This window comes from Bradyrhizobium sp. 191 (assembly GCF_023100985.1).
In the GTDB taxonomy this organism is placed as follows: domain Bacteria; phylum Pseudomonadota; class Alphaproteobacteria; order Rhizobiales; family Xanthobacteraceae; genus Bradyrhizobium; species Bradyrhizobium diversitatis.
In genome coordinates, this window is the sequence record NZ_CP064692.1 from 996,646 (window position 1) to 1,018,689 (window position 22,044).

Below are 22,044 nucleotides of genomic sequence, written 5' to 3' on the forward strand. Positions count from 1 at the left end.
CACAACGGCGGAGGAGCGCGCGGCTTATAGTCCTGCGCTGTCGGCATAGCCTAGCCCGTTTTCGGGCCCTAGTCATGCAAATCTGCATGGCTCGCATATTTGCGGTTAGATGGTGACTTGGGTTCCGACTTCAACCACCCGCCCGGTGGGAATCTGGAAATAGTCGGTGGCGTCATTGGCGGACCGGCTGAGCGCGATGAACAAATGGTCCTGCCACAGCGGCATGCCCGATTGCGCCGAGGCCTTCAGCGATCTCCGCGACACGAAGAACGACGTCGACATGATGTCGAACTGCCAGCCCTGTTTGCGCGCGATGGCGAGCGCCTTCGGCACGTTCGGCTGCTCCATATAGCCGAAGCGCAGACGGACCTTGGAGAACTTGTCGCTGATCTTCTCCATCCTGAACCGCTCCGACAGATCGACCCGCGGCGTATGCGCGGTCTCGATGGTCAGGATCACGTTGTGCTCGTGCAGCACCTTGTTGTGCTTGAGATTGTGCAGCAGCGCGGTCGGTACGAAGGCGGGATCGCTGGTGAGGAACACCGCCGTGCCCTTGACGATATGCGGCGGCCGCTTCTCCAGGCTGCGGATCAGGTCGTCCAGCGGCACCTCGATCCGTCGCGTCTTCTGGATCAGAATTGCGGAGCCCTTGCGCCAGGTCCAGATCGTCCCTGCCATGACGACGCCGAACAGCAGCGGCACCCAGGCGCCTTCGAGCAGCTTGAGGAGGTTGGCGCTGAAGAAGCTCAAATCGACGATGACGAAGGGGACGATCACGGCCGCGGCCGTCGCCGCGCGCCAGTTCCACAACTTCCAGATCACGACGAAGCCCATGATGCCGTCAGCGACCATGGTGGTGGAGACCGCAATGCCGTAGGCCGAGGCCAGATTGCTGGGGGTGTGGAACAAAAGCACCAGCAGCATGACGCCGATCAGCAGCAGGCGGTTCACGCGCGGCAGATAGATCTGGCCCGCGTGCGATTCGGAGGTGTAACGCACCTCGAAACGCGGCAGCAGCCCGAGTTGTACGGCCTGGTAGACCAGCGAATAGGCGCCGGTAATCACCGCCTGGCTCGCAATCACGGTTGCGGCAGTCGCAAGTCCGACCAGCGGCAGCACCAGGCTCTCGGGCACCATGCGATAGAAGGAGTGTTCGATCGCGCTGGGATCGGACAGCACCAGCGCACCCTGCCCGAAATAGTTGATCAGCAGCGCGGGCAGCACGAAGAACATCCAGGCCGACTGGATCGGCTTGCGGCCGAAATGGCCGAGATCGGCATAGAGCGCCTCTCCGCCCGTCACGGCTAGGAACACGGCGCCCAGCGTCACGAGGCCGATCACGCCGTGCGACAGCACGAACTGAACCGCGTAATAGGGATTGATCGCAGCCAGCACCGACGGATCGTCAGCGATGTGGACAGCCCCCATCACGGCGATGACGGTGAACCAGACCACCATCACCGGCCCGAAGGCCGAGGCGACCAATGCGGTTCCCTTGCTCTGGACAGCGAACAGCAGCACCAGAATGAGGACGGTGAGCGGCACGACATAGTGCTCGAGCGCGGGGGTCGCGAGCTTGAGGCCCTGGACCGCCGAGAGGACCGAGATCGCCGGCGTGATCATGGAATCGCCGATGAACATGGAGGCGCCGACCACACCGAGCGCGAGCAGGACCCAGCTTCGCCGCCCGAGCGCGCGCTGGCCGAGGGCCATCAGCGATAGCGTGCCGCCCTCCCCGTTGTTGTCGGCGCGCAAAAGCAGCAGGACGTATTTGGCGGTGACGACGATCAGCAGCGCCCACAGGATCAGCGAGAGCACGCCCAGCACGATGACCCGCGAGACCGGCTCGCCGTGGGCCGCGCCCTTGACGGCCTCGTGGAATGCGTAAAGCGGCGAGGTGCCGATATCCCCGAAGACGACGCCGATGCTCCCGAGCGTAAGGGCCCAAAAGCCTGATGTGACCGGCTGCCCGTCCTGGGTCTCGGTCGATGTGATGCTCGCCGTCATGGGGGTGAGAAACGCTTCGTCCCTGAATTCGATCCGGCGCCTATTGACGCTTCCGTCGCGCCTGTCAATCGGCCCGGCACCATAGCAGGCGCCGCGACAGAAGCTGTGACGCCGTGGCAACGTTCATCGCCAGCGCGACGACATGCCTCAGGTAGAATGGTAGCGCAAGGGGGGTTACGGTTTCAGATTCGGCGGCAGCGGCGGATCCTCGCGCATCAGGGTGATGGTCACCCGACGGTTGGCCGCGAGCGAGGGATCGTCCGGAAATAGCGGCTGGGTATCCGCCTTGCCCGAGACGGCGAAGATATGCGACGGCGGCAGGCCTTCGCGCTCGAGGATCTGGCGCACGGCGTTGGCGCGGTCGGCCGACAGATCGAAGGCGCCATAGTCGCTGCGGGTCGGTACAAATCCTGCCGCGGTGTGGCCGGCGATGGAAACGCGCAGCGGCGTGGCCTTGAGCGGAATCGCAAGCTTCTCGACCAGGCGGCGGGTACGGTCATAGGGCACCTTGGAGCCGTCGGCGAACATCGAGCGGCCGTCCTGGTCGACGATCTCCAGGTTGAGGCCCTGCTTGGTCTCCTCGAACATGATGTGCTTGGACATCTCGGTCAATTCCGGCATGTCCTGCAACGCCTGGCGCAGCGAGGCCGCGGCCAGCGCGAAATTGCGGTCGACCTTGATCTTCGCGCCCGACGTCTTGTCGCGGTCTTCCTGGTCCGGCGTCGGCGTGTTGGAGGCGTCCTCGGGCTGGATATGGTCGACATTTTTCAGTCGCGGACGGGTCGGCAGGCCGTCGGATTCGACGATGCCGGAGTAGCGCGCTTCGCTCTGAACGCCGAACGCCTCGCGCATCGAGCCCGCGACGATCTTCAGCTTGTTGGCGTCCTGCGTGGAGAACGCAACTAGCATCACGAAAAATGCCAGCAGCAACGCCATCAGGTCGGCGAAGGTCACGAACCAGCCGTGACCGCCGCCGTGAGCATTGCCGCGCTTCTTCTTGGCCATCTCTCAAATCCCGGCGCGCGGCCTTACGCCGGCACCGGCTCTCCCTCGGTGTGACGATGCTTCTCTGGCAGATAGGCCAGCAGCATTTCGCGCACGAGCGTCGGGCTCTTGGAATCGCGGATCATCAGGATGCCGTCGATGATCAAGGTGCGGTTCGTTTCTTCGTCGAGCAGCTTGCCATGCAGCTTGTCGGCGATCGGCAAACAGATCAGGTTGGCGACAACCGCGCCATACAGCGTCGCCAGCAGTGCGGTGGCCATGAACGGACCGAGCTTGGACGGATCCGACATGTTGGAGAACATCTGCACCATGCCGAGCAGCGTGCCGATCATGCCGAACGCCGGGGCGCAGTCGCCGACGGCGCGGTAGATCTTGCTGCCTTCGTCGAGGTGCATCAGGAAATTGTCGCGGTCGCGCTCCAGATTGTCGCGAATGAAATCGAGGTCGTAGCCGTCGGCGACATAGCGGATGCCCTTGGCGAGGAACGGCTCGTCGGTCTCGACCTTTTCCAGCCCGACCGGCCCCTGCTTGCGAGCGATTTCCGCGATGCGGGCGAGTTCGTCGACGAGGTCGTGAGCCGAAAGGCGGCTCAGGGTGAAAGCAAACTTCGCGCCGAGCGGCACGCCATGGATCATCGCGGACAATGGAAAGCGGATCATCGTTGCGGCGAACGAACCGCCGAAGATGACGATCACGGCGTGGATGTCGTAAAACATCCCGAAGCTGCCGCCCATCAAGATCAGCGTCGACACAACAGTGGCGCCCGCGGCCAGGCCGACAAGTGTTGCGATATCCATTATCGACTCCAACGCGTACGCGACAACGGCCGTCCTGGCCGCTGGTGCGGCCCGACCCGAACCACATCGGAAACCCTAGAGGCCCGCCCTTAAAGTCGCGTAAAGGTTAAGTCTGGACAGTGTGCTGCATGCCGTAGCGCCCGCTGCGATTGACGTCCGGCGACAGGAACTTCAACACTTCGCTAACCATTGGCGGGGCGCGCCACGCCGTCACGTCGGCTGCGGCCCTCCGCCACATCGTGACCAGGGATCGATTGGTGTCTGATACTGGCGCGGCATGCTCGATCGCGGGAGCCATCGCCATGTTGACGTTGTTCGGTCTTCTCACCGCGCTGCCCGCGGTGCTGGCGCTCCACCTGCTGGAGCCGGAACTCGTCCTGCCGGCTTTCAGCCTCGTGCTCTTTGCCGAGGCCGCCTTCGCGGTGATGGCGGCGCGCTTGATTCACCTCCCGGACAATGCGGAGGGTATCACGCTATGGGACCTTGCCGGCGGCTTCACCCTGATCGGATGCGCCGCCGCAGTGTTCGGCGAGCCGGATCAGGCGGTCCTGTTTCTGACGGAACAAGGCGACCCACGGCCATCGCGGCCGTAGGTCATTCGATTACCGTCTAGTGAATCTCCGCCGAGCGCTTCAGCGCGGCCTTCAGCTTCTCCAGCGAGAAGTCGGGGCTGCGGGCGATCTCCAGGATCGGCGTCTCGCGGCGGCCGCACAGTTCGGCGGCTTCCGGCAGCTTTGCGGCGACGTCGAGCGGGATCACGATGGCGCCGTGCCGGTCGGCATGGATGAGATCGTCGGACTTCACGGTCATGCCGGCGACGCGCACTTCGCCGCCAAAGCTTTCCGCATGCACCCAGGCGTGCGACGGGCCGACCGAGCCGGCCAGCGCCTGGAAGCCCGGGGCCCATTGCGGGATATCGCGGATCGAGCCGTCGGTGATGACGCCAAGGCAGCCGAGCGCCTTGTGCACGTTGCTCTGCACCTCGCCCCAGAATGCGCCGTAGCCGACATCGGGGCCGTCGATGTCCTGGATCACCGAGATGCGCGGGCCATGGCCGGTGCCGACATATTCGTAATAATCGATGCGGCGCCTGGACTGTTCCTCGGCCGGGAGCGATGATTTCAGCACCGAGCGGATCGCGACCGTGCGGGCATAGCCGACGATCGGAGGCAGGTCGGGAAACGGGCAGACCAGTTGCTTGGTCGTGTAGCCGATCAGCCGCCGCTCGGGCGCCACGATCTCCATGGCATTGCAAATCGTCGGCGTGTCGTAGCGGCCCAGCGCCTCGAGGACGGAAGCGGGCAGCGGCCCGGTCGCGGAATTGGTCACGGCGTTTTCTCCCAGATTGGCGGCGGTTGATGGCGCGATGCCGCCGGCTCAAGGGCGATATAGCCGAGATCGGGCCTCGACCCAACTCGGGCAGGCCTCATGGCAGATATCCGCGAGGAGCGCTCAGTGCAGACGTCCGGGCCGGTCGTCATCCTGCGGCGGCGGCTCTGACAAATTCGCCAGCGTGGGCGCCGAGGGCGGCGACGTAACCTCACCAACCGCAGGCGCAGTGGCTGCCATCGCGCGCGCCTGGTCGCGATAGGATTTGTAACCGAGCGGCAGGCAGAGCAGATAGAGCACCGTGCCGATCGACAGCACGTGCCAGGGATAGGCGATCAAGAGCGCGATGAAGACGATCACGGCGACGAACGCCGGCAGCACCAGTTCCGGCGGCACACGCATGCGCTTGGTCTTGCCGGAGAACACCGGCAGGCGCGACACCATCAGAAACGCGATCAGAAGCGTATAGGCGGCCGTCACCGCCGCAGGGATCCGGCCGAGCTCGAGGAACGCGACGTAGATCGGCAGCAGCACCGTGATGGCGCCGGCGGGCGCCGGCACGCCGGTGAAGAAGTTGGCCGCGAAGGCGGGCTTGTTCGGATCATCCATGGTGGCGTTGAAGCGCGCCAGCCGCAGGCCGCCGGAGATCGCGAATACCATGGCGGCGATCCAGCCGGCATTGCCGAGCTCGTGCAGCTGCCAGAAGTACAGCATCAGGCCGGGCGCCACCCCGAAATTGACGAAATCGGCGAGGCTGTCGAGCTCGGCGCCGAACTTGGACTGGCCCTTGATCATGCGCGCGATGCGGCCGTCGATGCCGTCGAGCGCGGCCGCGAACACGATGGCGTAGACGGCGAGCGTCATCCGCCCCTCGATCGATAGCCGGATCGAGGTGAGGCCGGCGCAGATCGCCAGCAGCGTGATGACGTTGGGCACCAGCATCCGCACGGGGATCGGTCGAAACCGCCGGCGGCGCACATCGGGATCTCTCAAGTCATAGGGCGTCATTGCTCACCTCGAGGCGAGATATAGCAAGCCGCGCCCCCCTCCGCCATCGCGGCGGAAGGCCCACAAGCACGACTATTGGTCAATTGGCGCGGTAGGCGCGGCTCGGGTCGTCGCCGGCAAGGTCGGCCAGGATCGTCTCTCCGGCGATCGCGGTCTGCCCTTCGGAGACCAGCGCCTTGGTGCCCACGGGCAAATAGACGTCGAGGCGGGAGCCGAAGCGGATCAGGCCGAAGCGCTCGCCGGCACCGATCGCCTGCCCTTCCTTGACGAAGCAGACGATGCGCTTGGCGACGAGGCCGGCGATCTGGACCACGCCGATCCGCGCCGTCGGCGTCGTGATGACCAGCGAGTTGCGTTCATTGTCCTCGCTCGCCTTGTCGAGCTCGGCATTGATGAAGAGGCCGGGCCGATAGGCGATGCGATCCACCCTGCCCGCCACGGGCGCGCGGTTCACGTGGCAGTTGAACACACTCATGAACACCGAGATGCGCGGCAGCGGCCGGTCGCCGAGCCCGAGTTCGGCCGGAGGCAGCGCCATGGTGATCATCGAGACGCGGCCGTCGGCGGGCGACACAACCAGCCCGTCACGCACGGGTGTCACGCGGACGGGGTCGCGGAAGAACAGCGCGCACCAGACGGTCAGGATCGTGCCGATCCACCCCAGCGGCGACCACAGCCAGAACAGGACCAGGCTTGCCAGCGCGAAGCCGCCGATGAAGGGATAGCCCTCCTTGTGGATCGGCGGGATCTGGCGCTGGATCGAATCGAGAATGGACATCGCTATCTGCCGCTCGGGGTTAATGGCACGGGTCGTCGCGCGCGCTTGTTTAGGCCAGAGTTGGGACCGGAGACAAGGTCAGTCGACCGCCGCAGGCGTCGTCAGGATGTCATTGACCGGCGGCGGCTCCCGGTTGGGCGCCGCGCCGGTATCGGCCATCTTGGCCAGTTTCTCGCGTGCCGCCTCGGCCTCGCGCTGCCTGTTCCACATGCTGGCATAGAGGCCGCCCTGCGCGAGCAGTTTGGCGTGGGTGCCGCGCTCGGCGATGCGACCCTTGTCCAGCACGATGATCTCGTCGGCCCCGACGATGGTCGAAAGCCGGTGCGCGATCACCAGCGAGGTACGGTTCTTCGCCACGCGATCGAGCGCACCCTGGATCTCGTGCTCGGTGTGGGTGTCGAGCGCCGAGGTTGCCTCGTCCAGCACCAGGATCGGCGGCGCCTTGAGAATCGTACGCGCGATCGCGACGCGCTGCTTCTCGCCGCCCGACAGCTTCAGGCCGCGCTCGCCGACCTGGGTGTCGTACCCCTTCGGCGCCAAGCGGATGAAGTGGTCGATCTGCGCCAGCCGCGCCGCCTCCTCGACCTCGGTATCGCTCGCATCCCAGCGGCCGTAGCGGATGTTGTAGCGGATGGTGTCGTTGAACAGCACGGTGTCCTGCGGCACCATGCCGATCGATGCACGCAAGCTCGCCTGCGTGACGTCGCGGATGTCCTGGCCGTCGATCAGGATCTTGCCGCCGGAGACGTCATACAGGCGGAACAGCAGCCGCGAGATGGTCGACTTGCCTGCTCCCGACGGGCCGACGATGGCGACGGTCTTGCCGGCCGGCACCTCGAAGCTGATGCCCTTCAGGATCGGGCGCGACGGCTCATAGGCAAAGCGCACGTCCTCGAAGCGCACGATGCCGGCGGAGATGACCAGCGGCTTCGCGCCAGGCGCATCCTTGATCTCGGCCTCGCGGCCCAGCACATTGAACATCTTCTCGATGTCGATGATCGCCTGCTTGATCTCGCGATAGACCATGCCCATGAAGTTCAGGGGCTGGTAGAGCTGGATCATCATGGCGTTGACCAGCACGAAATCGCCGACGGTGTTGGTGCCGTTGCGCACGCCGATCGCGCACATCAGCATGGTCGCGGTCAGGCCCAGCGTGAAGATCACGGCCTGGCCGGTGTTGAGCACCGCGAGCGACGTATAGGTGCGGACGCTCGCCTCCTCGTAGCGCTCCACCGATTTGTCGTAGCGCTGCGCCTCGCGCGCTTCGGCGCTGAAATATTTGACGGTCTCGTAGTTGAGCAGCGAGTCGATCGCCTTGGTGTTCGCCTCGGTGTCGGAATCGTTCATCTTGCGACGGATGCCGATCCGCCACTCGGTCGCGATGTAGGTGTAGTACATGTAGAGCGTGACCGTGATCAGGGTCGCGACCACGTAACGCCAGTCGAACTGCCAGAGCAGCACCGCCATCAGCAGCGAGACCTCGACGATTGTCGGGATCAGCTGCAGGATCACCATGCGCACGATGACCTCGATGCCCTCGCGGCCGCGCTCGAGCACGCGCGTCAGGCCACCGGTCTTGCGCTCGAGGTGAAAGCGCAGCGACAGCTCGTGCATGTGAATGAAGGTGAGGGTCGCAAGCTTGCGCACCGCGTGCATGGCGACGCGGGCGAAGATACCGTCGCGCCATTGCGTCAGCACCGCCATCAGGATGCGCATCACGCCGTAGCTCGCCGTGAGCAACAGCGGCGAGGCGATCACCCAGAGATGCCAGTTGTCGGCCTGCACCGGCGCGGTATTGGCGCCGGTCAGCGCATCCGTCGCCCATTTGAAGCTGAACGGCACGGCCAGCGTGATCAGCTTGGCGGCGAGCAGCAGCACCAGCGACCAGACCACCCGCATCTTCAGATCTGCGCGATCGCCCGGCCAGATATAGGGCCACAGATGCGCCAGCGTGCCCATCAGCGTGGCCCGCTCCAGTGGTCCTCCGCCGGGAGGATCAGGAACGTCGGCGCCGTCGAGCGATTGAGGTTGGTCCATCAAGAAACCTGAAAGCCCACCGGATGCGGGCGAAACTGCGATTAACGATTTTCGTCCGTCATATAGAGCCTTCCCGATGCCCGCGCACCCCGCCAGATGGCGAATCTTTGATTGTTTATCGTCATTTACCGGTAGATTTCCGGGAGTATCGAATCACCGATTGGGCTTGACGCCTGTTCGCTGCAATGCATCATGGCACCAATGAGCACGATCAAAACCGTCTGTGTCTATTGCGGCTCCGGCCCTGGAACAAATCCCAACTTCATTGAAGCGGCGAAGGCGCTCGGCAGAGCGCTGGCGGAAAGCAAGATCCACCTCGTTTATGGCGGCGGCTCGCTCGGCCTGATGGGGGCGGTAGCAACCTCCGTGCTGGATCACGGCGGCATGGTCACCGGCATCATTCCCGACTTCCTCCGGATGCGCGAGAATGCGCTGACGCGCGTGCAGGAGATGGTCGTCACGCCCGACATGCACGAGCGCAAGCGGCTGATGTTCGAGCGCTCCGACGCCTTCGTGGCCCTGCCCGGCGGGCTCGGCACGCTGGAGGAGCTGGTGGAGCAGCTGACCTGGCAGCAGCTCGGCCGCCACGCCAAGCCCGTGCTGCTCGCCAATGTCGATGGTTTCTGGGAGCCGCTGTTCTCCCTGGTGGCCCACATGCGGCAGACCGAGTTCATCCGCGCGGGCCTCACTGTCGATATCCTGAAGGCGGACAAGGTCGAGGAGATCATCCCACGGCTGCGCGCCGCGGCGGCGCAGATTCCCGACGACCAGCGCGATCTCGCGCCCGATGTGGCCCGGCGCCTGTAGGCCGCATTCTATTCCTGCGGAAACATCACCGCCTCGATCCGGTTGCCATCGGGATCGGTGACGAAGGCTGCGTAATAGCGCACGCGGTCGTGCGGTCGGATGTCGGGCGCGCCGTCGGAGCCACCGCCAGCGGACAGCGCAGCTGCGTGAAACGCATCGACCTCGGCCGTGGTTCTCGCCCGCAGGCAGATGTGCACGCCGCTCTCCGGAGCTACGTGCGGCATCGCCTCGCGCAAGTTGATCCAGAACTCCGGATAGGCCTTGCCGAACCCGACCGTCCGCGGCCGCGTGACGAGGCGCATGAGGCCGAGCGATGCGAGCGCGGCTTCGTAGAATTTGGCGGCGCGATCGAGATCGCTGACGCCGACGGAGACGTGGTCGATCATGTGGCCTCCCTCAGTCATTCCGGGGCATGCGAAGCGTGAACCCGGAATCTCGAGATTCCGGGTTCGGTCCTGCGGACCGCCCCGGAATGACTCCTTCTAGCTACGCCGGCGCACCCGATTTCACGAGCTTGTAGATCACCGAATCCATCAACGCCTGAAACGAGGCGTCGATGATGTTCGGGGAGACGCCGACCGTGGTCCAGCGGTCGCCGTTCTCGTCCTCGCTCTCGATCAGGACGCGCGTGACCGCGCCAGTGCCGCCGTTGAGGATACGGACCCGATAGTCGATCAGCGTCAGGCCCTCGATGTACTTCTGGTACTTGCCGAGGTCCTTGCGCAGGGCGACGTCGAGCGCATTGACGGGACCGTTGCCCTCCGCCGCCGAGATCAGGTGCTCGCCGGCGACGTCGACCTTGACCACCGCGAGCGCCACCGTGACGCGTTCCCCCAGCGCGTTGTAGCGCTGCTCGACATTGACGTCGAACTGCTCGACCTCGAAATAATGCGGCACCTTGCCGAGCGTGCGGCGCGCCAGAAGCTCGAACGAAGCATTGGCGGACTCGTAGGCGTAGCCCGCCGCCTCGCGCGCCTTCAACTCCTCGACGAGGCGCGTCAGCTTTGGATCGCTCTTCTCGTAAGGGATGCCGGCGCGGTCGAGCTCGGCGATGACATTGGAGCGGCCGGCCTGATCGGACACCAGCACCTTGCGGTGGTTGCCGACCAGCTCCGGCAACACATGCTCGTAGGTCTGCGGATCCTTCAGCACGGCGGAGGCATGGATGCCGGTCTTGGTGACGAAGGCGCTCTCGCCGACGTAAGGAGCATGCCGGTTCGGCACGCGGTTGAGCATGTCGTCGAGCGTGCGCGAGACCTTGACGAGCGTGGCGAGCTTCTCCGCGGTGACGCCGATCTCGAAGGCGTCGGAAAACTCCTTCTTTAATTTCAGCGTCGGGATCAGCGAGCAGAGATTGGCATTGCCGCAGCGCTCGCCGAGACCGTTCAGCGTGCCCTGGATCTGCCGCGCGCCGGCGCGCACCGCGGCCAGCGAATTGGCCACCGCCTGCTCGGTGTCGTTATGGGCGTGGATGCCGACATGATCGCCGGGAATGTGCTTCGTCACCTCGGTGACGATGGTTTCGATTTCGTTCGGCATGGTGCCGCCGTTGGTGTCGCACAGCACCACCCAGCGCGCGCCGGCCTCATAGGCCGCCTTGGCGCAGGCCAGCGCGAAGCTCGGGTCTTCCTTGTAGCCGTCGAAGAAGTGTTCGCAGTCGAGCATCACCTCACGGCCAGCGGCCTTCGCGGCAGCGACGCTGTCGCGGATCGAGGCGAGGTTCTCCTCCTTCGTCGTCTCCAGCGCGACGCGCACCTGATAGGCCGAGGATTTTGCCACGAAACAGATCGCGTCCGCCTTTGCCTCCAGCAGCCCGGCGACGCCCGGATCGTTCGAGGCCGACCGCCCGGCTCGGCGCGTCATGCCGAACGCGGTGAACCGCGCATGATTGAGCTTCGGCCTGGTCGCGAAGAATTCGCTGTCGAGCGGATTGGCGCCGGGATAGCCGCCCTCGACATAATCAATGCCGAGATCGTCGAGCATCGCCGCGATGACCTGCTTGTCGGCCAGAGTGAAGTCGACGCCGTTGGTCTGCGCGCCGTCGCGCAGCGTGGTGTCGAACAGATAGAGGCGCTCTTTCTTGACCGAATTCATCGCGAGCGTCCGTTCTTGTTACCTCTCCCCTTGTGGGGGAGGTCGGTGTCACGCAGTGACGCCGGGAGGGGGGTGCCACACGGGCGGTCTGAGCGCGAGGCTACCCCCCTCCCCAACCCTCCCCCACAAGGGGGGAGGGAGTGGAGAGAGGCTCGCGCTTGGTGAACAAGCTCCGTGCTCATTGCACCGCTCCGAGCGTCTTCTTCATGGTGGTGTTGGCGAGCCATTCGTCGTTGATGGTGACGCTGTTGCGCTGCTGGGCGGTGTAGCCGCGCTTGGCAAAGAAGCCCTGCGCGTTGTCGCTGGCATCGACCGAGAGGCTCTTGGCGCCGCGGCTGCCTGCGAGCTTCTCCAGCGCGTCGATCAACATGGTCGCGATGCCCTGCCCGGCCACCGCCGGATGGACATAGAGCATGCGAATGTGATCGTTGCCGCGCAGCGAGGCGAAGCCGACCGGCGAGCCCTCGAGCGTCGCGATCAGCGTCAGGTCGGCTGCAAGCCGCTTGCCGAACTCTTCGTCTTCGGCCGCCTCCATCCAGGCTTCCTGCTGCGCCTCGCTATAGTCGTCGCCGGTCAATTCCTCGATGCTGGCAGCGAAGATTGCGGCGAGCACCGGCACGTCGTCAGGCAGGAAGGGCCGCAGGGCGGGCTTTGGCAAACTCTGTCCCATCGTCTTCACCACATCCCATAGAGCTTGAGCACCAGCGCCACGGCGCCGGCGAGCAGCGCGATCTTCAGCGCGATGTAATAGAGCCAGTGCCGCGGGAAAGGCGTGTCGGGCCGCTTCATCGCGCGATCTCCCAGGCGGTAATCGGCTTTCCTTCGCTGTCCTTGCCGTCCTTCAGCACAACACCCATGGCAAAGAGTTCATCGCGAATGCGGTCAGACTCCTTGAAATCCTTTCGCACGCGAGCAGCCGCTCGCGCCTCTATGAGAGGAAGAATATCCGCCTCGCTCGGCCCTCCGCCTACATCGAATCCGTAGCTGTAGATTTCATCAGTGCTCTCGCCATTCCAAATACCCAAAAATCGAAGAGCGACGTTTAGGTGACGCGCAGCTATGGGGTTATCTCGCGCTTCACGATGAAGGGTATGTAGGACCGCGATTGCGCCAGCAGAGTTCAAATCATCTGCAAGTGCTTCGATTAGCTGATATGGAAGACTAGGGTCGCCATCATCATAGCCCATCGCAACATCTATCCAGTCTTTCAAAATGCGTCGAGCATCGACCAGCCGATTGACCGTCCAGTCAATCGGCTGCCGATAGTGCGTCATCAGCATTGCAAGCCGAAGGACATAGCCATGCCATTTGTTATTGCCAAATCTGGTAGTATCTAGCAGCTCATGGATGGTGATGAAGTTGCCGAGGCTCTTCGACATCTTCTCACCCTCGACCTGCAGGAAGCCGTTGTGCATCCAGGTGTTCGCCATGCGCTCGCGGTGGAAGGCGCAGCAGGTCTGCGCCACCTCGTTCTCGTGGTGCGGAAACACGAGATCGATGCCACCGCCATGAATGTCGAAATGCTCGCCGAGATGCTTCCAGGCCATGGCCGAGCACTCGATATGCCAGCCCGGCCGTCCCTGCGCGGCAATGCCGGCCGGCGACGGCCATGAGGGCTCGCCGGGCTTGGACGGTTTCCACAACACGAAGTCGGTGTTGTCCTTCTTGTAAGGCGCGACATCGACGCGGGCGCCGGCGATCATCTCGTCCAGCGAGCGGTTGGACAGCGCGCCGTAACGCGGCAGCACCGAGTTGGCGGCGTTCATCGCCTGCGGCGAAAACAGCACATGGTCCTCGGCGACGTAGGCAAAGCCACCGGCGACCAGCCGCTCGATGATCTCGCGCATCTCGCCGATATGCTCGGTCGCACGCGGCTCGACGGTCGGCCGCAAGCAACCCAGCGCATCGACATCGGCGTGAAACTGCTTGCCGGTCTGCTCGGTGACCTTGCGGATCGCCTCGTTCAGCGGCAGGCCGGGGAAATCCCGCGCGGCACGGTCGTTGATCTTGTCGTCGACGTCGGTGATGTTGCGGACATATTTGACATGCGCTTCGCCGTAGAGGTGGCGGAGCAGCCGAAACAGTACGTCGAACACGATCACCGGCCGCGCGTTGCCGATATGGGCGAAGTCATAGACGGTCGGTCCGCAGACATACATGCGGACGTTGTCCGCATCGAGCGGCACAAAGGTGCGCTTTTCCCGGCTCAGCGTATCGTAAAGACGCAATTCCATGACACCCCATCCCTCTCGGCCGGGCGTCCAAGGCTCTCAATGTGTTTGAGAAAAGACGGCTCCAGCCAGCGAATCGCTAGCTCGTAATCTCGCGGCAAATGGCGCAGATGGCGAGGAGACCGTTCATGGGGCGATATATGGGCTATGAGGCGGCCCCACGTCAAGAGAACCGCGAAAACGCCGTTTTATCTCCGCAAAGGGCGCGGCTCGCCTTGATGGTTCACGATCCCCTAACCATTTGAGGCCATTCTGGAACCGGCGGTTCCTTCTTTTTTTGCCCCGGTATTTTCATGCGATCTTTACTCGCGCTCATTTTCAGCGCCTCGATCCTTGCGGCGTCCAGCGCGTTCGCCGAGACCCGCGTCTTCATCATCGCCAATCAGGCGGATGGCTATGGCAGCGGCCAGTGCCTGGCCAAGGGCGAGACCTGCGGCACCTCCCTCGCGCGCACCTATTGCCAGTCACGAGATTTTGCAAAGGCATCGAGCTATCGCCGGGTCGATCCCGACGAAATTACCGGCTCTGTCCCCAAAACCGGCGCAAACTGCTCTCATGGCCGTTGCGACGAATATGTCGCAATCACCTGCCAGCGCTGAATTCGGTCGGAGCTGGCGGACCTTAGGCTCAATCATTGGCCCTTGAAACGACGTGACGATGCCGCGGGAAGCGGCTATTGGAGGGCGCGCTTCGGCCCCGAAAGTCACTTGGAACGTCATATTGGGCCGTGACCTCGCTAGAATGGCGGATATGCCTGAATTGTTGTCGCTGCCCCGTGCCCGCTTCTCCCTTGCCTGCACCGTGCTCCTGAGCGCGGTCGTGCTCGCCACCGGCGCTTTCGCGCAGGCCGGACCGCCCGGGCCGCCGCCTCAGCCCGGCCAGAACGGGCTCGGACCGAACCCGATGTGCGTGCGCCTGGAAGGCCAGCTCGCCGCGCTCGATCGTGGCGGCGGCGGTGACCCGGCGCGCGAAGAGCAGATCCGCCGCTATCAGGACTCCCAGGCCAAGCAGCAGGCCGAGCTCGACCGCGTCACCATGCAGGCCAAGCGCATGGGCTGCGATTCCTCCGGCTTCTTCTCGCTGTTCAACGGCCAGTCGGCGCAATGCGGCCCGGTCAACACCCAGATCCAGCAGATGCGCGCCAATCTGGACCAGATCACCGTCAATCTCGAGCGGCTGCGCGGCGGTCCCGGCGGCTCCAGCCCGGAGCGCGACAACCAGCGCCGCTCGGTGCTGATGGCGCTGGCGCAGAACAATTGCGGCCCGCAATATGCCAATGCCGCGCAGTCACAAGGCGGCGGCAACTTCCTGACCAATCTGTTCGGCGGAGGCAACAACCCGAACAATCCGCAAGCCGTGCCGCCCTCCGATCTCGGGCCGCAATCCGGCACCTACCGCACCGTGTGCGTGCGCACCTGCGACGGCGCCTATTTCCCGATCTCGTTTGCGACGGTGCCGGCGCGCTTCCCCGACGACGAGAAGACCTGCAAGGCGCTGTGCCCGGCTGCCGAAGCCGTGCTCTACACCCATCGCAATCCCGGTGAAGACATGAACTCGGCGGTCTCCATCGGCGGCCAGCCCTACACCGCGCTGCCGACCGCCTTCAAATTCCGCAGCGAGTTCAACCCGTCCTGCTCCTGCAAGGCGGCGGGCCAGACCTGGGCGGATGCGCTGAAATCGGCCGACGACAAGGCCGCCGCCGAGCAGCAGGGCGACATCATCGTCACCGAGGAGAGCGCCAGGAAGATGCAGCAGCAGCGGCTCAACAAGGGCACGCCTGCGAACGCGAAGAAGGGCACAGCTCCCGCGCCGACGACGGCGAATGCGCCGGCTGCGGCGCCGCCCGCGGATACCGGCGCGCCTGCGTCGAGTTCAGAGAACAGGCCGATCCGCTCGGTCGGCCCGACCTTCCTGCCGCAGCAGCAGAAGTAGGCCGTCACTCTCTCATGCGCCGCGCAGGCGTCGCAGCGCGGCCGCTCCGCCGTTACGGCTCGCCCTCGCGGCTCCACGGGAAGAGATTGGCCGGAAAGTCTGCTGCGTAGCGCCTTCCCTTCGGGGCCGGCGGCGGTGCGTCCGGTGGGTTCGGATTGGGCTCGACCACCCGCCGATAGAGGTGCCAGGTGGCATGACCGAGCACTGGCAGAACGACGGCGAGACCGACGAAGAGCGGCAGCGAGCCGATGACGAGCAACGCCGCCACGATGAGGCCCCATCCGGCCATCGCGACCGGATTCGCCGCCACCGCTCGGAGCGACGTGCGGATCGCGTCGATCGCAGTCGCATGGCGGTCGAGCATCAACGGAAATGACACGACGCTGACGCACAATGCCACAACCGCAAACAGGAAGCCGACACCGCAACCGACGATGATGAGCGACCAGCCTTCCGGCGTCGTCAGCACGCGCGTTGCGAAGTCGGGAATGCTTGCGGCCGCAGCGTGACCGAAGATCGCGACATAGATCGCGTTCGCGACACCGATCCAGGCCCCGAACAGGACCAGCAGGAGCACGCCGAGTTCTACCATGGCGCCGAACGACGGTGCGCGCAGCACCTTGATCGCATCCCATGCTTCGACCTCCTCGCCGCGCTCGCGACGACGGCTAAGTTCGTAGAGACCGATCGCGGCAAAAGGACCGATCAAGGCAAAGCCGGCGGCCAGCGGAAACAGTAGCGGCAGCACCGAATAGCCGAGAACCATCCTGAACAGGACGAGACCGAGAACGGGATAGATCAGGCACACGACGATCGCGTGACTCGGCATCGCCTGGAAATCCTCCCAACCCAGGCGCAGGACCTCGGTCAGGTCGGACAATCTGATCTTGCGAATGGGATAGGAGGCCGCTTCGCCGAATACGTGCCGCCTGATGTCGTGGGAGTACAGAGTGGCCATGAGCGGACCCTCCCGTGCTGAAAATCGCGGTTTTCGACAACACGCGCTCTTCAGCCACGCGTGTCCGCCTGACGAGCAGGAAACGCGATGGGTCGAGTACGGCAACCCAGGTTCAGCAAACGAGCCTGGCCGGACGGAACCCGTCGCGACCTGCCTGGGCAGCTTAGCGCGCACGGAGCACGGCTGCACTCACGGTTGGGTGAATTATGCGCCTGATTTGTGCGTTGCATCACCCAGGACACTGAAGAGCGCACCTGATGCTTTGGCGACTTGCCGGGCGACGGCAACGCTCTCGCCAGGTCGGCACGCCGATATGCTCTATTGACGCCGGATTAGGCTGGTATCATTTTAGATGTAGACGCCCTTAGCTCCGATGAGATTGGTGGTCGCGACGTTCTCTTGATTTCGCGACCAGTGGAATGGGCGAGGCAAGAAGGCCGGCGATGGCATGAATGCCAAGAAAGGCCAGCCATCGCGACAGACATGAGCTCCGCCCTGGATTCGTATCCGTAGCCTTCGATGGCAAGGATGGATCAGGATGGCTGTCGCGCTGATACTGCTTCTGGTCGCGATCGGCTCGGTGCTGTTTCACATCTACAGCCCGTGGTGGTGGACGCCGATCGCCACGAACTGGGCCTATATCGACCACACCATCAACATCACGTTCTGGATCACGGGCTTTGTTTTCGTCGCCGTGATCGCCTTCATGGCTTACTGCGTCTTCCGCTTTCACCACAGAGAGGGAAGACGGGCCGACTACAATCCGGAAAACAAAAAGCTCGAGTGGTGGTTGAGTGTCGGGACCGGCGTCGGCGTCGCGGCCATGCTGGCGCCTGGGCTCGTGGTCTGGCACCAGTTCGTGACGGTGCCTGCGGATGCCACCGAGGTCGAGGTCATGGGCCAGCAATGGCAATGGAGTTTCCGCCTTCCGGGCAAGGATGGGCAGTTGGGCACGTCCGATGTCCGCAACATCGCCTCCGACAATCCGATGGGGCTCAATCGCGACGACCGGCACGCGCAGGACGATGTCGTGATCGAGAACGCCGACCTGCACCTTCAAGTGGGAAAGCCGGTCAAGGTTCTCCTCCGCTCGGTTGATGTCCTGCACGATTTCTACGTGCCCGAATTCCGGGCCAAGATGGACATGGTTCCAGGCATGGTGACCTATTTCTGGATGACGCCGATCCGAACCGGAACGTTCGATGTTCTCTGTGCGGAGCTTTGTGGCACTGCTCACTATCAGATGCGGGCCAAGGTCATCGTCGACGAAGAGCGCGAATATCACGCTTGGCTGGAGCAACAGAAAACGTTCGCAGAATTATCGCCGGCAAATGCCGTCGTGAAGACGACGTACCAATCCGGCAGCAAGTAGCAAGCTGCCGCCGAAGATAGATCGGGCGCAAGAGGCCAGCGCCTCACCCCGATGGAAACGACCGAGGAGGTTTCTATGGTCGATATTCCATATGAAGGGATCCCCGGCATCCCGCCTGCCGAAGTACCTGACGTCGAGCTCTATCATCCGCGGAGCTGGTGGACACGGTATGTGTTCTCCCAGGACGCCAAGGTGATCGCCATTCAGTATTCGCTGACGGCCACGGCCATCGGGCTGGTGGCCCTGGTGCTGTCGTGGCTGATGCGGCTGCAACTGGGATTCCCCGGCACGTTCTCTTTCATCGATGCCAACCAGTACCTCCAGTTCATCACCATGCACGGCATGATCATGGTGATTTACCTGCTCACCGCATTGTTCCTGGGCGGCTTCGGCAACTACCTGATCCCGCTGATGGTCGGCGCCCGGGACATGGTCTTCCCTTATGTGAACATGCTGAGCTACTGGGTCTACCTGCTCGCAGTCCTGGTGCTTGCCTCGACATTCTTCGTGCCCGGCGGCCCCACCGGCGCCGGTTGGACGCTGTACCCGCCGCAAGCAATCCTCTCCGGAACGCCCGGGCAGGATTGGGGCATCATCCTCATGATGGCGTCGCTGATCCTGTTCATCATCGGCTTCACCATGGGCGGGCTGAATTACGTGGTCACGGTGCTGCAGGCGCGCACCCGCGGCATGACGTTGATGCGCCTGCCCCTGACGGTGTGGGGCATTTTCACGGCGACCGTCATGGCGCTCTTGGCCTTCCCTGCGCTGTTCGTTGCCTCGGTCATGCTGCTGCTCGACCGTCTCTTGGGAACCAGCTTCTTCATGCCCGCCCTCGTCGAGATGGGCACGCTTTCGAAATATGGCGGCGGCAGCCCGCTGCTCTTCCAGCACCTGTTCTGGTTCTTCGGCCATCCCGAAGTCTACATCGTCGCCCTGCCCGCCTTCGGCATCGTCTCCGATCTGATCAGCACGCATGCGCGCAAGAACATCTTTGGTTATCGCATGATGGTCTGGGCGATCGTGGCCATCGGCGCGCTCAGCTTCATCGTGTGGGCGCACCACATGTATGTGAGCGGCATGTTCCCGCAATTCGGCTACTTCTTCGCCACCACGACGCTCATCATCGCGATCCCCACCGCGATCAAGGTCTACAACTGGGTGCTGACCCTGTGGCGCGGCGACATTCACCTCACGGTGCCGATGCTGTTCGCCCTCGGCTTCATCATCACCTTCGTGAACGGCGGGCTCACCGGCCTCTTCCTCGGCAACGTTGTCGTTGACGTGCCCCTCTCGGATACCATGTTCGTGGTCGCACATTTCCACATGGTGATGGGCGTGGCGCCGATCATGGTCGTGCTCGGCGCGATCTATCATTGGTACCCGAAGGTCACGGGGCGGATGCTGAACGACGCCATGGGCAAGTTTCATTTCTGGGTCACCTTCCTCGGCGCCTACCTGATCTTCTTCCCCATGCACTATCTTGGACTGCTCGGGGTCCCGCGCCGGTATTTCGAACTCGGGGATGCGACGTTCATCCCGTCCTCGGCCCATTCGCTCAACGCCTTCATCTCCGTAGTGGCCTTGACCGTCGGCTTCAGCCAGATGGTGTTCCTGTTCAACCTTGTCTGGAGCCTGTTCAAAGGTGAGGCCTCCGGCGGCAATCCGTGGCGGGCGACGACGCTGGAGTGGCAGACGCCGGAGACGCCCCCAGGGCACGGCAACTGGGGCAAGGAGCTCCCTGTCGTGTACCGCTGGGCCTACGATTACAGTGTACCCGGCGCCGCGGAGGACTTCATTCCGCAGAACCAGCCGCCGCGCGCGACTCAGCTCGTTCAGGGAGCTGCTTTGTGAGCGCCATCATCCTGTTCCTGGCTGTCCTTGCGGTGATCGCCGGATGGTGGCTGTCGCAGCAGCGCCTGACCGCCAAGCCCTGGCTGGAGGAAGGCCCGGCCGGTGACTTCCCTGGCGGCGATGCCATGACCTGGCCGGCTGCGAAGGTCGGACTTGGCGTGTTTCTCGCCGTCGCGAGCGCATTGTTCGTCCTCTTCATCAGCGCCTACTCGATGCGCATGAGCGTGGTGGACTGGCGGCCGCTGCCGGTGCCGCGGCTGCTGTGGGTCAACACGGGCGTCCTGGTCCTGAGCAGTGTCGCGCTGCAATGGTCGTATGTGGCCGCGCGCCGACACGATACTGAAGGCGTCATGATCGGTCTGCTCGCGGGCGGAGCATCTGCCGTGATCTTCCTCGCCGGGCAGCTCCTGGCCTGGCAACGGCTCGGGGCTGCCGGATATTTCGTGGCGTCCAATCCGGCGAATTCCTTCTTCTACCTGTTGACCGCGGTACACGGGCTGCATCTGACGGGCGGTCTGGTGGCCTTGGGCCGAACCTCGGCCAAGATGTGGCGCGGCGCCGAGATCACCGACATGCGCTTGAGCGTGGAGCTGTGCGCCATCTACTGGCACTTCCTGCTGTTGGTCTGGCTTGTCCTACTCGGTCTTCTCACCGGCTGGACCGACGATTTCGTCGACATCTGCCGCCAATTGCTGAGCTAGGGAGGCGAGACCAGATGGCTGAGACCGTGCTGACAAATCCGGGGCAATCGCCTGCGCGGCTTGAAGGCTGGCGCGGCATCGCCGCCGATTGGGCGTCCGATCAGCGCGCCTTCAAGAACGTGTCCTGGGGCAAGGCCATGATGTGGATCTTCCTCCTCAGCGACACCTTCATCTTCAGTTGCTTCCTGCTCTCCTACATGACCGCGCGCATGTCGACGACCGTGCCGTGGCCCAATCCCAGCGAAGTCTTCGCCCTCAATATCGCGGGCAACCACATCCCCCTGATCCTGATCGCCATCATGACCTTCGTGCTGATCAGCAGCAGCGGTACGATGGCGATGGCCGTCAATTTCGGCTACCGCCGCGATCGCGTGAGAACCGCAATCCTGATGCTGGTCACTGCAGCCTTCGGCGCGACCTTCGTCGGAATGCAGGCCTTCGAATGGACCAAGCTGATCATGGAGGGCGTCCGGCCCTGGGGCAATCCATGGGGCGCCCCGCAGTTTGGTGCGAGCTTCTTCATGATCACCGGCTTCCACGGCACCCATGTGACGTTCGGTGTGATCTTCCTGATCGCCATCGCGCGAAAGGTCCTTCGCGGCGACTTCGACGTCGAGAGGCGCGGCTTCTTCACGAGCCGCAAGGGGTATTACGAGATCGTCGAGATCACGGGCCTGTACTGGCACTTCGTCGATCTCGTCTGGGTGTTCATCTTCGCATTCTTCTATCTTTGGTGAGGTCGACGCATGACAAACGCGGCGGTACACATGGAAGGACAGCTCCACGCCCCAGGGGCAGTCGCAACGGGAGCCGTTCACGCCAAGGGGCAACAGCACCCGATCAAGCTCTACCTCGTGGTCTGGGGCTGGTTATTCGTCCTCAGCACGTTCTCCTACCTCGTCGACTACTTTGGCCTGCATGGCTATCTGAGATGGTCGCTGATCCTGCTGTTCATGATGTTGAAGGCCGGGCTGATCGTCGCCGTCTTCATGCACATGGCCTGGGAGCGGTTGGCCTTGGCCTATGCCATCCTGCTGCCGCCGATCGCGGTACTGGTATTCGTATCGATCATGGTGCTCGAATCCGAATACACGCACTTGCTGCGGGTGCTGTTTTTCGCAACCCCGTCATAGC

Annotated in this window: 22 protein-coding genes; 9 read left to right on the forward strand and 13 right to left on the reverse strand. The window is 63.7% G+C overall.

What is annotated here, in order from left to right:
- Positions 1 to 105 precede the first annotated feature (105 nt).
- The 4 genes from IVB23_RS04805 to IVB23_RS04820 all read right to left on the reverse strand — a co-directional run bounded on the left by IVB23_RS04805 (position 106) and on the right by IVB23_RS04820 (position 4,113).
- A complete protein-coding gene (locus tag IVB23_RS04805) occupies positions 106 to 2,007 on the reverse strand; it encodes a potassium transporter Kup (protein ID WP_061877698.1) in 1,902 nt (633 codons plus the stop codon).
- A 174-nt stretch (positions 2,008 to 2,181) separates the two neighbouring features.
- Positions 2,182 to 3,012, reverse strand: coding sequence for a flagellar motor protein MotB (locus tag IVB23_RS04810; protein ID WP_061877699.1), 831 nt, complete (start codon positions 3,010 to 3,012; stop codon positions 2,182 to 2,184).
- 23 nt (positions 3,013 to 3,035) lie between these two features.
- Positions 3,036 to 3,809 (reverse strand): MotA/TolQ/ExbB proton channel family protein, encoded by a 774-nt coding sequence (locus IVB23_RS04815; RefSeq protein ID WP_061877700.1) that lies wholly within the window; start codon positions 3,807 to 3,809, stop codon positions 3,036 to 3,038.
- Positions 3,810 to 3,915: 106 nt separating this feature from the next.
- Entirely contained in the window at positions 3,916 to 4,113 is a 198-nt protein-coding gene (locus IVB23_RS04820; RefSeq protein ID WP_247802658.1) for a hypothetical protein, read from the reverse strand.
- Here IVB23_RS04820 and IVB23_RS04825 point away from each other — a divergent pair.
- Positions 4,112 to 4,402, forward strand: a complete 291-nt coding sequence (locus IVB23_RS04825) for a hypothetical protein (protein WP_028179974.1) — start codon at positions 4,112 to 4,114, stop codon at positions 4,400 to 4,402. The genes IVB23_RS04820 and IVB23_RS04825 overlap by 2 nt on opposite strands.
- A 16-nt stretch (positions 4,403 to 4,418) precedes the next feature.
- Here the strand turns inward: IVB23_RS04825 and IVB23_RS04830 are convergent, their stop codons facing one another.
- The 4 genes from IVB23_RS04830 to IVB23_RS04845 all read right to left on the reverse strand — a co-directional run bounded on the left by IVB23_RS04830 (position 4,419) and on the right by IVB23_RS04845 (position 8,961).
- Entirely contained in the window at positions 4,419 to 5,138 is a 720-nt protein-coding gene (locus IVB23_RS04830) for an RraA family protein (RefSeq protein WP_247802659.1), read from the reverse strand.
- 123 nt (positions 5,139 to 5,261) lie between these two features.
- Positions 5,262 to 6,146, reverse strand: a complete 885-nt coding sequence (locus IVB23_RS04835; protein WP_247802660.1) for a phosphatidylcholine/phosphatidylserine synthase — start codon at positions 6,144 to 6,146, stop codon at positions 5,262 to 5,264.
- Between the two features lie 79 nt (positions 6,147 to 6,225).
- Positions 6,226 to 6,924: a phosphatidylserine decarboxylase gene (locus IVB23_RS04840; protein WP_061877704.1), complete on the reverse strand. Its 699-nt coding sequence runs from the start codon at positions 6,922 to 6,924 to the stop codon at positions 6,226 to 6,228.
- 78 nt (positions 6,925 to 7,002) lie between these two features.
- Positions 7,003 to 8,961: an ABC transporter ATP-binding protein/permease gene (locus IVB23_RS04845; RefSeq protein ID WP_247802661.1), complete on the reverse strand. Its 1,959-nt coding sequence runs from the start codon at positions 8,959 to 8,961 to the stop codon at positions 7,003 to 7,005.
- A gap of 201 nt (positions 8,962 to 9,162) precedes the next feature.
- On the opposite strand from IVB23_RS04845, the gene IVB23_RS04850 reads away from it, so the two are divergent.
- On the forward strand, positions 9,163 to 9,768 hold the full coding sequence (locus tag IVB23_RS04850; RefSeq protein ID WP_247802663.1) for a TIGR00730 family Rossman fold protein: 606 nt from the start codon (positions 9,163 to 9,165) through the stop codon (positions 9,766 to 9,768).
- 8 nt (positions 9,769 to 9,776) lie between these two features.
- Here IVB23_RS04850 and IVB23_RS04855 read toward each other — a convergent pair whose 3' ends face one another.
- The 4 genes from IVB23_RS04855 to cysS form a co-directional block, all read right to left on the reverse strand.
- Positions 9,777 to 10,154, reverse strand: coding sequence for a VOC family protein (locus IVB23_RS04855; protein WP_247802666.1), 378 nt, complete (start codon positions 10,152 to 10,154; stop codon positions 9,777 to 9,779).
- Positions 10,155 to 10,254: 100 nt separating this feature from the next.
- Positions 10,255 to 11,862 (reverse strand): citramalate synthase, encoded by a 1,608-nt coding sequence (gene cimA / locus IVB23_RS04860; RefSeq protein WP_247802667.1) that lies wholly within the window; start codon positions 11,860 to 11,862, stop codon positions 10,255 to 10,257.
- Positions 11,863 to 12,040: 178 nt separating this feature from the next.
- Entirely contained in the window at positions 12,041 to 12,532 is a 492-nt protein-coding gene (locus tag IVB23_RS04865) for a GNAT family N-acetyltransferase (protein ID WP_061877748.1), read from the reverse strand.
- Between the two features lie 115 nt (positions 12,533 to 12,647).
- Positions 12,648 to 14,096, reverse strand: coding sequence for a cysteine--tRNA ligase (gene cysS / locus IVB23_RS04870; protein ID WP_247802669.1), 1,449 nt, complete (start codon positions 14,094 to 14,096; stop codon positions 12,648 to 12,650).
- Between the two features lie 290 nt (positions 14,097 to 14,386).
- Between cysS and IVB23_RS04875 the strand changes: the two genes are divergently transcribed.
- Both IVB23_RS04875 and IVB23_RS04880 read left to right on the forward strand, forming a co-directional pair.
- On the forward strand, positions 14,387 to 14,692 hold the full coding sequence (locus tag IVB23_RS04875; protein WP_247802670.1) for a hypothetical protein: 306 nt from the start codon (positions 14,387 to 14,389) through the stop codon (positions 14,690 to 14,692).
- A 142-nt stretch (positions 14,693 to 14,834) separates the two neighbouring features.
- Positions 14,835 to 16,025 carry a DUF2865 domain-containing protein gene (locus tag IVB23_RS04880; protein WP_247802671.1) on the forward strand — a complete coding sequence of 397 codons (1,191 nt, stop codon included), beginning with the start codon at positions 14,835 to 14,837 and terminating at the stop codon, positions 16,023 to 16,025.
- Positions 16,026 to 16,077: 52 nt separating this feature from the next.
- Here the strand turns inward: IVB23_RS04880 and IVB23_RS04885 are convergent, their stop codons facing one another.
- Positions 16,078 to 16,983 (reverse strand): DUF2189 domain-containing protein, encoded by a 906-nt coding sequence (locus tag IVB23_RS04885; protein ID WP_061877712.1) that lies wholly within the window; start codon positions 16,981 to 16,983, stop codon positions 16,078 to 16,080.
- Between the two features lie 538 nt (positions 16,984 to 17,521).
- On the opposite strand from IVB23_RS04885, the gene IVB23_RS04890 reads away from it, so the two are divergent.
- The 5 genes from IVB23_RS04890 to IVB23_RS04910 all read left to right on the forward strand — a co-directional run bounded on the left by IVB23_RS04890 (position 17,522) and on the right by IVB23_RS04910 (position 22,043).
- On the forward strand, positions 17,522 to 18,355 hold the full coding sequence (locus tag IVB23_RS04890; protein ID WP_061877713.1) for a cytochrome c oxidase subunit II: 834 nt from the start codon (positions 17,522 to 17,524) through the stop codon (positions 18,353 to 18,355).
- 75 nt (positions 18,356 to 18,430) lie between these two features.
- The gene (locus tag IVB23_RS04895) at positions 18,431 to 20,209 is read left to right on the forward strand and encodes a cbb3-type cytochrome c oxidase subunit I (RefSeq protein WP_247802674.1); all 1,779 of its coding nucleotides are present in this window, start codon (positions 18,431 to 18,433) and stop codon (positions 20,207 to 20,209) included.
- Entirely contained in the window at positions 20,206 to 20,910 is a 705-nt protein-coding gene (locus IVB23_RS04900; RefSeq protein WP_061877715.1) for a cytochrome c oxidase subunit 3, read from the forward strand. The genes IVB23_RS04895 and IVB23_RS04900 overlap by 4 nt, the downstream gene beginning before the upstream one ends.
- 14 nt (positions 20,911 to 20,924) lie before the next feature.
- Positions 20,925 to 21,647 carry a heme-copper oxidase subunit III family protein gene (locus tag IVB23_RS04905; RefSeq protein WP_197965848.1) on the forward strand — a complete coding sequence of 241 codons (723 nt, stop codon included), beginning with the start codon at positions 20,925 to 20,927 and terminating at the stop codon, positions 21,645 to 21,647.
- 9 nt (positions 21,648 to 21,656) lie between these two features.
- Positions 21,657 to 22,043, forward strand: a complete 387-nt coding sequence (locus IVB23_RS04910) for a cytochrome C oxidase subunit IV family protein (protein WP_197965847.1) — start codon at positions 21,657 to 21,659, stop codon at positions 22,041 to 22,043.
- Position 22,044 lies beyond the last annotated feature (1 nt).